Here is a 13,218-nt window from a genome sequence, read left to right as displayed (position 1 = left end):
AATGCCAACAAGATTCAGAGCGATCTTTTGGTGAATAACTGCGTTATCCATGAGATTGGCGTAATGGCGTTACCCTATAAACGTGGGCCATAGCGATAAATTCATCGTACCTGTGCACACGACAACGCGGACGCAAGAATGCATGCACATTGGCATCATGCTGTCGCACATGCTCGCAGGTGGATCTTGAGGCTGGCGGTTCCATGCACATAACTTATCCTTATGCACTTTCTCGCTACCAGCCTCAGTCCGCGCGTTGCCCGCTTCAACAGCCCGCTAGAAATGCACGCCTTTCAATAGCTGCTGCAGAGCAATCTGGTCCGCACTCATCTGTGGTGCCTTCTTGTCCTCATTGCTCCTCGCAGCATCGGAGTCCGGGAACATCCGGAAACTGGTGTTCATGATGATCTGCGACACCCGCGGCACCAAGGCGTGCAATACCTCCCCGAGAATCCCGAGTCGTGTCGCAATGCGCACCGGCTTATCGACGATTGCCTGTGCAATCAGATCTGCCGCATCATCAGGCGAAAGCGTCGGCACGTTTTGATAGATCTTTGTCGGTGCGATCATCGGCGTGCGCACCAGCGGCATGTTGATCGTTGTGAACTTGATGTTCATGTCCGCAAATTCCGAAGCGGCGCAGCGCGTCCATGCGTCCAGTGCGGCTTTTGAAGCGACATACGCTGAAAAGCGAGGGGCGTTCGTCAACACGCCAATGGAAGAAATATTAATTACCTGCCCTTGCTTGCGCGCCACCATGGTCGGCAGCAGGCCCATGGTCAGGCGCAGCGCACCGAAATAGTTGAGCTGCATTGTCCTTTCGAAATCGTGGAAGCGATCGTAGCTCGATTCGATGGCGCGGCGGATGGAGCGGCCCGCATTATTCACCAGGATATCGACACCTCCATGCTCCTCAATGAGCACGCGCACGAAGCGATCGCAGTCCACCATGTCCGCGACATCCGCCCGGTACGTAATGACGTCGAAGCCGCGCTCCCTGATTTGCCGCTTTGCGTCCGCAAGCTTGTCTTCGTCGCGGCCGCAGATGATCGTCTTTGCACCGGCCTCGGCGAGCTTGTGCGCAACCGCCAAGCCAATACCGGATGATCCTCCCGTGACAAGGACGACCTTTCCTGCCACTTGGCCGCGCAGCGTGCGATCGATGAACAAGTCCGGATCGAGATTGCGCTCCCAGTAGTCCCAGATCCGATAAGCGTACTCGTCCAGGCGAGGGCAACTGATTCCGCTCCCCTTCAACGCGGCGACCGTTTCGCGATTGTCGAATCGCGTCGGGTAATTGATGAACTGCATCAAATCCTCCGGCAACCCGAGATCCTTCATCAGCGCAGAACGCACACGCCGCACAGGGGTAAGCGCCATCATGCCCTTCTTGACCGACTTCGGAACAAAGCCGAACAACGCAGCATTGATACGCAGGCTCATGGTCGGCGCATGCGCTGCACGCGCGAATGTGTTGAGGACATCTCCAACACGCATCGGCTGCGGATCCGTCAGGTGGAAACACTTGCCGTCAAGCTCAGGCTTGTGTGCGATGTAAACCATTGCACTTACGACATAATCAACCGGCACAATATTGATTCGCCCTCCTTCAATGCCAATGGCGGGCATCCACGGAGGAAGTATCTGGCGGACGCGCTGTATCAGCTTGAAAAAATAGTAGGGACCGTCGATCTTGTCCATTTCGCCGGTCCTGGAGTCACCGACGACCATGCCGGGGCGGTAGATACGGAATGCCCCTTTGCATTCGTTACGGACCACCTTTTCCGATTCGTGCTTCGACGCAAAATAGGGATGCTCGAGGTTTTCCGCCTCTTCAAACATATCCTCACGGAAGATACCTTCGAAAAGCCCGGCCGCCGCAATGGAACTGACGTGATGCACGCAGCCTGCACCTATCTCGTTCGCGAACGCGACAGTATTGCGCGTGCCGCCTATATTCACCTCCATCTGCTGCACCGGGTCCGCTTTCAGATCGTAGATGGCAGCGAGGTGGAAGAAGTGGTCGATTCTGTTGGCCAGCCGACTGGCATCTTCCCTCGACACACCAAGCTTAGGATTGCGCAGATCTCCGTATATGGGAATCGCGCGGGTCTCGTCTGCTTCCCAGTACTCGAGCAGACCGGGGACTTTGTCCCTGCTTTCCTCGCGCATCAGGAAATACACAATGCTGCCTTCACGATCAAGCAGCTTCTTCACCATCCGCTTGCCGATGAAGCCGGTTGCCCCTGTAACGAAATACTGCATGCTGACTCCCTTTTTCTTGAACTTGTTCGGGCGACAATCATTGCAGGCAGGGCTTGCGCTGACAAGGCGCTGCATATTGATGCTTATCAGTTAGAAAGCCCTCTCTATGGCTTTAGAATGCGATCTCTACTTTTGCAACCTAAACTGTTTTATCAAAGGTGCGTCGGCTTGTATGACGTTTGAATCAATCATTAAACGGAGAATACGATGGTAAAAAAACTGAAGGCACTGGCCAAGTCTGACGACACACAACTTGCCGAAGCAGTTCGCACATCGGCGCAACAGATCTGGCAAGCGGGGTTGGGAGCGTTTGCCAAGGCGCAGGAGGAAGGCGGCAAAGTATTTGCGAAACTGGTGAAGGAAGGCACCGAGCTTCAAAAGCGTACCCAGAAGCTCGCAAACGGGAAGGTCTCCGATGTGACTGATACCGTGACGAGAATGGCTGAAAACGTCAGCAAGCAGGCGTCCGGTTCCTGGGACAAGCTGGAACAGGTGTTCGAGGATCGTGTGTCGCGCTCGCTGCAGAGCCTGGGCGTACCGACTCAAAAGGACATCCAGATGCTGACCAAGCGTGTCGAGGAACTGAGCAAGGCGGTGGCCACGCTCTCCGGCAAGAAAATGGCAGTGAGCAAAGCTGCTGCAAAACCTGCAGCGAAGAAAACGGCTGCAAAAAAAGCGGTGGCCAAACCTGCGGCAAAGAAGGTAGCAACGAAAGCTGTCTCGAGGAAGAGAGCTGCAGCAAGATAGGTTATACAAACATGTACATGTGCCTTCCGGCTTTTACGGCAATTTCAGGGCTTGCTTGATCGCAAGCCCTTTTTTGTTGCACGTTTCCATACGCAAGCCGGTTGCTGATTCGCCGGTGCCATCACTACCATACAGGCGTATATTTGAGGCGTGCATATGCGTACTCCCTTACATCCGATGACCTCTTCCGGCCATAGCACAAAGAGAACTGCGGGGCGCCCATCCCGCCGCCGGTCTTCCAGACCGAATCGCAGCACACCGCTCATCGGTCTTGCGCTGGCTGGCGGTGGGCCGCTTGGCGCGGTATATGAAATCGGAGCCCTTGCCGCACTCGAAGAGTCGATCGAGGGATTGGACTTGAACGATGCCAAAATTTATGTGGGCATCAGCGCCGGCGGTATCATCGCAGCCGGGCTTGCAAACGGCATCACGCCGCATCAGATGTGCCGTCTGTTCGTCGAGAGCGACGCCCTCGACGAGGACGATTTCCCCTTCAAACCAGAGATGCTGCTCCGCCCGGCATGGGAAGAATTAGGCATACGAGGTGCAGCGTTCCCGGTGTTGCTGGCAGGAGGCTTGCTGCACTATGCACGTCGTCGCAGAAAAACAACCGTCGCCGCCTCGCTCGAACGATTGAAGGCCGCACTACCCACTGGAATATTCTCCGGAGCGGGCATTCATGAATTCATGGAGCGCGTCTTCGCAGAACCCGGCCGGACCAATGATTTTCGCCGGCTAAAACAGAAGCTCGTCATTGTGGCGACCGATCTCGATACTGGCGAGCCTGTCCGGTTCGGCATGCCTGGTTATGATCGTGTGCCTATTTCCAAGGCTGCCCAAGCCAGCGCCGCCGTTCCCGGACTCTTTCCGCCGGTCGAGATCAATGGCCATTATTATGTGGACGGCGCCTTGCGCAAGACGCTTCATGCATCCATAGCACTTGAAGATGGTGTTGACCTGCTCCTTTGCGTCAATCCGATCGTGCCCTACAACGCGCGTGCCACGCACGCCCCCGGCAAGCTTGCACAGGGCGGGCTGCTTACCGTACTCTCACAGACCTTGCGTGCAATTATCCATTCCCGCCTTGAAGTCGGCATGGCAAATTATGCCGTGACCTATCCGCACAGCGATATTCTGCTGATCGAGCCAAGTCAGGAAGATGCGGACATGTTTTTCACTAACCTGTTCAGCTACAACAACCGGCGGCGCATGTGTGAGAACTCCTACCAGAATACGCGGATGCTGCTGTGGCAACGCCGGCACGAAATTGCTCCCGTCCTGAAGCGCCACGGCATGCGCCTGAAGCTTTCCGTCCTCAGCGATACCAGCCTCACCCTGGTGAAGAATCCTGCCGGCGACAAGGGTGACCGATTCGGTTTGGCAAACCTGTCTCAAGTACTTGACAACCTGGAACGGCATCTGAAAATCGCTGCAGGATAGCGCCGACGGCCGTTTGTGTATCGTTTTATCAGTGTTATGCTAGCAACAAACGAAAATGGAATTGGGAGGCAGCTAGCATGCAACACAAAGCCCCTCGGCGCACACGCGAACGGATCCTCGAACTGTCGCTCCGGCTCTTCAACGAATTCGGCGAACCGAACATCACCACCACCGTCATTGCCGAGGAAATGAACATTTCCCCGGGCAATCTCTACTATCACTTCCGCAACAAGGACGACATCGTCAACTCGCTGTTCGCGCAGTTCGAGGCGGAAATAGGACGCATGCTTGCCGTGCCTGCCGACCGGCGGCCCAACATCGAGGACGTGTGGCTATATATGCACCTCATGTTCGAACTGGTATGGCGTTACCGCTTTTTCTATCGCGACCTCAGTGACCTGCTCTCACGCAACCGCAAGCTGGAGCTGCACTTCAAGCAAATCCTCGCGCACAAGACCAAGGTCGCCCAACAACTATGCGTTGGTCTGCGTGCCGACAAGGCCCTGGAAGCCACAGATGCTGAAATCGATGCACTTGCGACTAATATTGTTGTGTTGGGCACGTACTGGCTCTCATACGAGTACGTACGCAATCCGCGCAAGTACACCGAACAAGACGTCATGGCAGATGCCTTGGCACGCGGCTGCTATCAGGTTCTTTCCCTGATCGGCCCTTACCTGCGTGGCGAAACCCAATTGTTATTTGAAAAACTGGCTGAAGAATATCTAAAAAAACTTAAGTAAGGAGAAGTCAATGGCGTGGAGCAAGTTCCCCTATCCCGATGAAACATATGTCTACACGCCAGCGAGCCTGAAAAAAAACTGGGGACGGCTTCATACCGGCGATGCCGAACCGTTTCCGAAAGACGCTGCGCTCGTCGACGCCTGGATAGCATTCCATGCAGGCGAGTTTGAAAAGGCCGTCAAGCTCGGTCTTGCGCTAGGTATCGACGGCTACACTGTCGCAAACAAAGCAGCGTGCATCTATGCGAACTATCTTGAGAAGTCCGAGAAGAAGAAGCTGAGTCTGTTTCAGGAAATCGCCGAGCGCTGTGAACAGCAGCAGCGCGAACAGCCCAAGAATCCGGCCGGCTACTACTGGCATGCCTATGCGCTTGGCCGGTATGCGCAAGGGATCTCGGTGGTCAAGGCGCTTTCAGCAGGTATCGGCACAAAGGTCAAAAATAGTCTCGACACGACCATCAAACTTGCACCAAAACATGCCGACGCGCATATCGCCCTTGGCGCGTATCACGCAGAAATCATCGACAAGGTCGGTGCAATGATCGGCGGCCTCACGTATGGCGCGAAGAAGGAAGATAGCCTGAAGTTCTTCAAGGCAGGCATGGCGCTCAACCCACACTCGGCCATCTCTCGGGTTGAGTACGCAAATGGACTCGTCATGCTGGAAGGCAAGAAGAAAATGAACGAAGCCGTCAAACTGTATGAAGAGGCAGCGGCTTGTGAGCCAATGGATGCCATGGAAAGGCTTGATGTGGAATTGGCGAAGGAGGAATTGGAGGACTGACCTTCTCCTTCCGCGCTGTCGTCAGGCAGTCGCTGAGAAGCCTTTGAGACCTGGACCGGCCGTGCAAAGTCGCAGACTGACGTAGCCGCTTCCAACAACGGCCATGCTCGAGTAGCATGGCCGTTTTTTCATGGTGTGAAGAAATGAAATCGATCTGTGTCTACTGCGGTTCCTCGATCGGGGCCTCTCCTGCTTACGCCGATGCTGCACGCCAACTTGCCAAGGCAATGGTCGACGACAATATCTCACTCGTCTATGGCGGCGGAAACGTCGGACTGATGGGCGTCATCGCGGACGAGGTACTTCGCCTGGGTGGCGAGGCGACGGGAGTGATTCCCAGGGCGCTGATGGATCGAGAAGTGGGACACATCGGCCTGACACGCCTGCATATCGTCAAGGACATGCATGAGCGCAAAGCGATGATGGCGGATCTATCTGATGGTTTTGTCGCCATGCCGGGCGGGATCGGCACGCTCGAAGAACTGTTTGAGGTCTTTACCTGGTCGCAACTCGGCCTGCATGACAAGCCAATCGGATTACTGAATGTGAACGGATTCTACGATGGCCTGATCGCATTCCTGGAGCATGTCGTGAATGAGCGGTTTCTGAAAGCCGAGCAGGCATCGTTGCTGGTGCACGCATCCGAACCAGCCGCTCTGGTCGAGCGCCTGAAAACCTTCCGGCCGCCTCGGCACGACAAGCTGTTTGACGCAGCAACCGCCGGAAAAATCATTTGAAGCGTTGAATCAGGGCTGCAGCTGGTTCAATCGCGCGTCGACAAAGGCCCGCAGTTCCGGTGACAGGCTGTTGCTTGCCCTGGCGCGTTTGAATGCGTCTTGCGCTTCTTTCGTGCGGTTCTCTGCCTGCAGCGAAATGCCCAGCCCCATCCACCACACACCGTTTTGCGGAGCCTTTTGCAGGGCGACCAGATACCGTTCCGCTGCCTGCTTGTGCCGCTCATCACGTTGCAGCAGCGCAGCAAGAAAGGCATGGTAGTCCGCACGGTCGGCTGAATGCGGAAGAGTCTGTTCCAGCGTATCGATCGCCGGCCGCAACTCTCCCCTTTCGACCTGGAGCCTTGCGAGAATCATTGCCAGTCCGGGCTGTGTCGAATCGAGTTTCAGTCCTTCCTGAGCCAGGCGCATCGCGTCGTCCTGGCGCTTGTTTTCGAGCAAGAGTCCGATCAACGTCTGGCGCGCCGCGACATGGTGGCCATCGAGCTGCAATGCCTGTTCCAGACTGGCCATCGCCTCGTTGCTCCGTCCTTGCTGGTGTGCCTGCAAGGCCTTGCGGTAATCGTTTTCCGCTCGTTGTTGCGGGGTGAAATCCTTTACTTGCTTGGTAATCGCCACCGGCGCAGGGACGAAATCAGGTTGTTTTACTGCTACCGTCTCTATCGGCTTGCTCGTCGCCTTGAGCTTGCCGACCTCCGATGTCGTGGACATCAACACCGGCTGTGCAATAACAGAAGCCGGCGGTGGAGCAACCTGCTGCACTGGCGTCGGTACTGAAGGCCCGGGATCCGACGCCGGAACTTCCGCCACCACTTGGGGCAGCGCTACCGGAGCAGCATCAACTTCGTGAACCAGGGTCGGTTCCGATTTCTGCGGCGGAACCGATACCACACTCAAATCAGCATCCAGGCGCAACGGCAACTGTCGACGGACATCAGGCGCTTTCTCTGCCATTGGTTCACGGACCATCAGCCAGATGACCAGGCCGGACAACACAATGCCCAATGCAAGTGCGACCCACCAGGCCGGATGCACGCCACGGCGCTCCGGAACTGCACGAATCTGTTGGGCAAACGACTCGGTGGTACCAATGTCGGAGCGGCGCGCCTCCAACTCCTGGAGCATTTGATTAATCAGGCTCATGCGAAGTACTTCCATCCCATGCCGGTACCGGCGACAAGCAATGCAGTCAAGCCGAACCATGCCCAGGGCCAGTGCGCCTTCCGCGCAGCAGCCGTATCGCTGGCCGCGGCCGTGATGTGGCGTGCGTTGATCTGCTGCCGGCCTTCGCCATAGGCGAGCATCATGGCCTTGTGGGCAAGGATGTTCACCAGGCGCGGGACGCCGCCGCTGGCCCTCTGCAATGACTTGATCGCGCTTCTGTTGAACAAGCGGCCACCGGCGTAACCGGCGACGCGCAGCCGGTGCGATACGTAAAATTCCATGTCGTCCTTCGTCAACGGCCCCAGGTGATAGTGAAACGTGATGCGCTGGTTCAATTGACGAATGCTTTCCTGTTGCAGCTTTCTGTTCAGCTCCGGCTGCCCGAACATCACAATCTGGAGCAGCTTGCGCTTCTCCGTCTCAAGGTTAGTCAGCAGCCGCAAGGCCTCGAGGGTTTCGATCGGCATCGCCTGCGCCTCATCGAGGCAGAGCACGACGCGCTTGCCCTCACGGGCAAGCACAAGCAGGCGGTGGTTGATTGCCTTCAGCAGTTGGTGCTGGTCGACATCCCTCTGTTGCGGAACTTCGAGTTCGTCAGCCAGCGCCAGCATCAGCGTACGCGGTTCCAGCAGCGGATTGGGAATATAGGCCGTGACGAAACCGTGATCCAGCGAGGACATGAATTTGCGGCACAACAGCGTCTTGCCCACGCCGACCTCGCCGGTAATCTTGATGAATCCCTCACCGTTGCGTGCTGCGATCAGCAGTGTGTTCAACGCTTGCTGGTAGTTCGAGCACGCGAAGAAAAAACTCGTGTCCGGCGTGATGCCGAACGGGAGTTCACGCAGGCCGAAATGGGCTTTGTACATCCTGAACAGGCTCCGCTATTTGAACTCTGTCACGCCTCTGGGGTCGAGCGCCTGAATACGTCGCTGCGATTCGCTGATGTCCTGCGCCCATGAGTTATTTCCCTGCACAATCGTCGGCTTGAGCAAGATGACGAGCTCGCGCTTCTGGGTGACCTGGTTCGTATTGCGGAACAGGTGCCCCAGGACAGGAACATCACCCATGCCCGGCAACTGCGCACGATCCGAAGTACTCGCCTGACGCATCAGGCCGCCGATCGCGACGATCTCGCCGTCACGTCCGCGTACCACGCTGTCGGTTTCGGACACGGTGCTCGACGCCAATGGCAAGGAGTAAGTGCCCGAATTGCCAAGATTGAGAGGCTTGTCGACGGTCGTCACGTTGCTGACCGACGGATGAATATGCAGGATGATATTGCCGCTTTCGTCGATCTGCGGGGTAACGTCAAGCGCCACACCTGAGAAGAATGGCTGCACCGTTACGGTCGGGCTGGTCGTCGTGGTCGCCCCGGTCGCCGAGGTCGTGGTGCTGATGTTAGTCACAAAGAACTCATCCGTACCGACCTTCAGCACCGCCTTCTGGTTGTTCAAGGTTGCGATGCGTGGACTGGACAGCACGTGGACCTTGCCTTGGGTTTCGAGGAACGAAATCAAGGCAGCGAAATTGCTGGTCTGGAAAGCCAGGCCGAACAAGCCAGCACCGGTGGAAATCAGATTCTGGCCCGGCGTTGAGATAAAGTCACCGCCGGTGAACGTGCGCGCTGCAAGGTCAACGTTATTGACGCCGGTTGCCAACGGACCGTTGGGCTGCAGCACCGTATTCGGCGAGAGCTTGCCTATCGATGCGCGGCTGTTGTCCCTGCGGCTAAATGCCGACCAATTCACGCCAGACTGAAAACCATCGCTCAGCTGCACTTCAATGATCTTCGCTTCCAGGATCACCTGACGGTCTACCGACAGCTGGGTCGCCTTGAGGTAGGCATTGACGTTCTTCAGTTCATCCCACATCGCGCGCACCAGCACCACACCGGACTGCGGGCTGATGACGACGCTGCGGCCTTCCTTATTGCCGACAATCGCCTCCAGCGACGCCTTGAGCTCTGCCCAAAAGTCTGCGTTGGATGTCGTGCTGATCTTGCTGCTGTTGAGCGTCTGAGTGTTCGTCGTATTCCCGGCTGGAGCGTTCGGTGTATTCGCAGTCGACGTCGCATTGCCGCCGGTAGTCGAGTCGCTGACCGACCCGGATGTCACACGGATGTCCGATGTGCCGCGACGGTTGGCAGTCAGGTAGTTAACGGTAAACACGCGGGTCTGCAGCGTCAGCGGCTTGATGTAGATCCGCGTCCCATCGACCTGGTAGTCATAGCCGTACAGCTCGCGAATGGCATCGAGCGCCTCGAACAAGGTCACGTCCTTGAGATTGGCGGACACCGTGCCGCTGACTTCCGGGTGGACCAGCATGCTGTACTGCGTGCCCGACGCGATCGCCATAAAGAACTGCGCTGCCGGCACATTGTTGAGCGTGAGGCTGAACCTTTCTTCCAGCGGCTTGCGTGCCTTGGGTACCTCAATGTTGATTGGCGGCAGCAATGCGGCCGTAACCGCGTCCGGCTGCCGACCGGTCGCATCCGGCTTGGCCGCCTTGCCCACTTCGGCAGCGATCAAGTCATATGTGCCATGGTTGGACGACGAGCTTGCACAACCGAGCAGACTCAAAGCAACGAAAAACGATAGGGTCTTTTGCATTCTGTGATGTGCCTTCATTGTCATCGGTTATTTGCTTTCGAGCCGATGCGGCTGGAGTCCGGTTGCTTCTCGATATTCGGGAAAAGCTTCAGCGATTTCAGATTCTTACCTTCTCGCAGCAGCACTTCGGTTTCTGTAATCCGTACCACCCTTGCGTCGCCCACCTTGTCACCGACGTGAATCACACGGCCGCTAACGATCGCCTCTGCCCGACGTTGCGAAATCAGGATGGATTGCAGAACCGGTCCTGCAGAAGCAGCCCCGCCTTCCGAAGGCTGTTCCATACCTGCAGCCGCTGGGGGACGTGTGGGATCAGACAGCCCTTGGGCAGTCGCCAAGGCGCTTATGCCGCTAAACGTGCAGGTCAGCATCAGTGCAATGCTGACCCATGGTGCAGCGTTCCTCAAATGTTCAGCCATTGCTTGTCCAGGCTTAAGGTAAACAAGGTCAGCGTCAGCGTCGCCTTCGGATATTCAGTCACCTCCAGCTTCGTGCCGCCCCAGAACAGCTGCCATGGCATTGCCTCTAGCTGCGACAGATAGCTCAGCAAGTCGAGATACCCTCCCTCGACCACGATCTCGACACCATGACGGTAGACCGCCACCAACCCATCCTGCGCCGCACTGCCGGCGGTCGCCGCCGCAGTGCTTTTGGCTGCCATTGCTGGCTCGTTCAATCGCGAAGGCGGAAGTTTCTTCAAGGACAGCAAACGGAGCTGCGCATTTTGCCGAAGTATGTCCTCAAGTAAGAGTGACATTTTTTCGGGGGAAATAAATCCACTTTGCATCCCTTCCACTTTGCTACGTATCTGTTGCGCCTGCTGTTGCAACTGCTGCAAGCGCGTCTTGTTGTCCTGGTCCGGATCAATGGATTGCGCCCGCGCCATCTGCTGCATCTCCGCATGCAGCGCCGCAATTTTCGCCTGATCCTGCTTGATACTTTCGGATAGTTGTTTCTGTTTTGCGGTTTGTGGATCCAGTATCGCGACGTTTACCAGCACGATTACGATCAGCGCCGCCATGCCGAAGATAATTACCCGCTCGCGTAGGGTGAGCGCGTCGATCTTCGCAGAAATTCTTTGCCAGTGCTGCTTCATTTACTTTTTGCTCCGGACAGGTCCGCCTGGGTGCTGGTCGAGGACGACTGCAAACTAAACTCGATGAAGGGTACGCCCACTGCCGTGCCGCCTGCAGAAGCAGCTCCCTTATCTGTCGCATGCTCCACAGGCGGCTGCACCGCCTGCATCTCCAGAGTGGCGAACGATTTTCCTTGCAGCACGGGTTCCTGCTTCAGCCGGTTGATGTAAATAGGAACCAAGTCGGGGCGCAGTGCACGCCCCTCAAGCCCAATACTCGTGCCGGTGTCATTGATGGTGAAGCCGGTCAACCAGACCCCACTCACAATCCGCCGCGAAAATGCACGCATGTGTTCCGCGTAGCTGCGTGTCTTGCTCAATTCAGCATTCTTTAGATCGTCCGTCACCTGCCGCAAAGCATGAATTTCGGCTTCCGTGCGCTGCACCTCCTCTTCAAGTGTCTGGTCTTTCTGACGCGGCCCATAGCTGGCCTTTACCTGGTTCAGTTGCTCCTGCACCAATGCCAATTGCATGTTAGTGGCCTTGGCATCCTCGGCGAGCCCAGCCACGCGGTAGCTTGCGAAGCTGCCCATAGCGAGGCAACCGAGCAAGATCAGGCCCAGCGCCTGCGCCATCGTCACAGCCGAAAAATACTTCTTCTGCTTGAGGAAGATCGGGTTGAACAGGTTGATCTGCTGGCTCACAGCGCTTTCTCCTCATGGCGCAGTGCGGCGCCTAGCGTCAGGAAATAACGGCGCTGCTCATCGAGCGACTTCAATTCCGGGAACTTTGATATGTCCAGAACGGTTTCCAGGTTCAGCGTCTCTACCGGAACGTACAGGTTGGAAGCGAGATAGTCCCGCAGTCCGGCGGCCGCCTCACCCAAGGGCGCCAGCACCAGCTTGGCGAGCGTGATGAAGTGATACTGCCGGTCGAAGTGATCTAGCGAGCGCTGCAGCTCCAGCGTGATGCGGTCGAAGGTTGCATTCCTCTGTTCTTCGCTTTCCTGCGCCAGTTGGCTGAAGGGGATATCGATCCGGCGCGACAAATACAGCTCGCCGGAATAGGTAACGGTCAGCAGCCCTCCCTCGGCATCGAACGACAGCAATGCGAGGCCGCGCCCCTCCGGCTCCAGCAGTGCGGCGATATTCCTTTGCGCCATCTCCGGAATGTCGATCACGCTCAGCGGAATCCGCGCCTGCTCGAACGCGGCCTGCCGCTGCTGGATCAACTGGTTGCGCGCGGCGATCGCATACAGCGAATGGTTTCTCACCGGCGCATTTTTATCCACTGGCACATCCAGCACATCAATGGTCGCGTCATCGACATGGAAATCCAGCATGTCCTTCAGGCGCCAGCGGATCGCGGTTTTCAGCTCGTCCGGCGGCACGTTCGGCGCTTCCACCGACAGCATCTGGTACTCGCCGGACGACAGCAGATGGGCGCGCTGATAACGGCTGGCTTGCAGATCCTTCACTAGCCGGTCGAGTGGCGGTGTATTACCTCCATTCTCGCCCGGAACAAAAGCAAGCACTTCCACGACCGGGAGCGTCAACGGTGCTCGCCGGATCGAGGCGGCACTGATCGCACCATCCTGAAAGCGGATCGCCAGCAGACCCGCTGTTTTCTTGACCTTTGCAAACAAACCCATGCG

13 protein-coding genes are annotated in these 13,218 nt (G+C 56.9%); 5 read left to right on the top strand and 8 right to left on the bottom strand.

Translation table 11 applies throughout. From position 1 onward, the window contains the following. Nucleotides 1-276 precede the first annotated feature (276 nt). Nucleotides 277-2,265: an SDR family oxidoreductase gene (locus tag ACYVIA_RS10145; RefSeq protein WP_460840387.1), complete on the bottom strand. Its 1,989-nt coding sequence runs from the start codon at nucleotides 2,263-2,265 to the stop codon at nucleotides 277-279. Between the two features lie 207 nt (nucleotides 2,266-2,472). Between ACYVIA_RS10145 and ACYVIA_RS10140 the strand changes: the two genes are divergently transcribed. From ACYVIA_RS10140 to ACYVIA_RS10120, 5 genes are all read left to right on the top strand, one after another. Further along, nucleotides 2,473-3,012 (top strand): phasin family protein, encoded by a 540-nt coding sequence (locus ACYVIA_RS10140; RefSeq protein ID WP_460840385.1) that lies wholly within the window; start codon nucleotides 2,473-2,475, stop codon nucleotides 3,010-3,012. Between the two features lie 177 nt (nucleotides 3,013-3,189). Continuing rightward, nucleotides 3,190-4,452 carry a patatin-like phospholipase family protein gene (locus tag ACYVIA_RS10135; protein WP_460840384.1) on the top strand — a complete coding sequence of 421 codons (1,263 nt, stop codon included), beginning with the start codon at nucleotides 3,190-3,192 and terminating at the stop codon, nucleotides 4,450-4,452. 77 nt (nucleotides 4,453-4,529) lie between these two features. After that, nucleotides 4,530-5,195: a TetR/AcrR family transcriptional regulator gene (locus ACYVIA_RS10130; protein WP_460840383.1), complete on the top strand. Its 666-nt coding sequence runs from the start codon at nucleotides 4,530-4,532 to the stop codon at nucleotides 5,193-5,195. Nucleotides 5,196-5,205: 10 nt separating this feature from the next. Then, nucleotides 5,206-5,979, top strand: a complete 774-nt coding sequence (locus ACYVIA_RS10125) for a hypothetical protein (RefSeq protein WP_460840380.1) — start codon at nucleotides 5,206-5,208, stop codon at nucleotides 5,977-5,979. 143 nt (nucleotides 5,980-6,122) lie between these two features. Then, nucleotides 6,123-6,716, top strand: a complete 594-nt coding sequence (locus ACYVIA_RS10120; RefSeq protein WP_460840378.1) for an LOG family protein — start codon at nucleotides 6,123-6,125, stop codon at nucleotides 6,714-6,716. Nucleotides 6,717-6,725: 9 nt separating this feature from the next. Here ACYVIA_RS10120 and ACYVIA_RS10115 read toward each other — a convergent pair whose 3' ends face one another. From ACYVIA_RS10115 to pilM, 7 genes are read right to left on the bottom strand one after another with little or no spacing between them, the layout of a single operon-like run. Then, nucleotides 6,726-7,856: a tetratricopeptide repeat protein gene (locus ACYVIA_RS10115; RefSeq protein ID WP_460840376.1), complete on the bottom strand. Its 1,131-nt coding sequence runs from the start codon at nucleotides 7,854-7,856 to the stop codon at nucleotides 6,726-6,728. Continuing rightward, complete coding sequence (locus ACYVIA_RS10110; RefSeq protein WP_460840374.1) at nucleotides 7,853-8,746, bottom strand: ExeA family protein; 894 nt, start codon at nucleotides 8,744-8,746, stop codon at nucleotides 7,853-7,855. Before ACYVIA_RS10110 ends, ACYVIA_RS10115 begins: the two co-directional genes overlap by 4 nt. 15 nt (nucleotides 8,747-8,761) lie before the next feature. Next, nucleotides 8,762-10,489: a pilus (MSHA type) biogenesis protein MshL gene (mshL, locus tag ACYVIA_RS10105; RefSeq protein ID WP_460840371.1), complete on the bottom strand. Its 1,728-nt coding sequence runs from the start codon at nucleotides 10,487-10,489 to the stop codon at nucleotides 8,762-8,764. Nucleotides 10,490-10,509: 20 nt separating this feature from the next. Continuing rightward, entirely contained in the window at nucleotides 10,510-10,860 is a 351-nt protein-coding gene (locus ACYVIA_RS10100) for an MSHA biogenesis protein MshK (protein ID WP_460840369.1), read from the bottom strand. Nucleotides 10,861-10,892: 32 nt separating this feature from the next. Then, nucleotides 10,893-11,585: an MSHA biogenesis protein MshJ gene (locus ACYVIA_RS10095; protein WP_460840368.1), complete on the bottom strand. Its 693-nt coding sequence runs from the start codon at nucleotides 11,583-11,585 to the stop codon at nucleotides 10,893-10,895. Beyond that, nucleotides 11,582-12,268, bottom strand: a complete 687-nt coding sequence (locus tag ACYVIA_RS10090; RefSeq protein ID WP_460840366.1) for a PilN domain-containing protein — start codon at nucleotides 12,266-12,268, stop codon at nucleotides 11,582-11,584. Before ACYVIA_RS10090 ends, ACYVIA_RS10095 begins: the two co-directional genes overlap by 4 nt. Continuing rightward, nucleotides 12,265-13,215 carry a type IV pilus biogenesis protein PilM gene (gene pilM, locus ACYVIA_RS10085; protein ID WP_460840365.1) on the bottom strand — a complete coding sequence of 317 codons (951 nt, stop codon included), beginning with the start codon at nucleotides 13,213-13,215 and terminating at the stop codon, nucleotides 12,265-12,267. The genes ACYVIA_RS10090 and pilM overlap by 4 nt, the downstream gene beginning before the upstream one ends. Nucleotides 13,216-13,218: the final 3 nt, after the last annotated feature.

The sequence above is a fragment of the Noviherbaspirillum agri genome (assembly GCF_054780595.1).
Note: the sequence above shows the minus strand (reverse complement) of the source record. Positions and strands in the feature narration are given on the sequence as shown.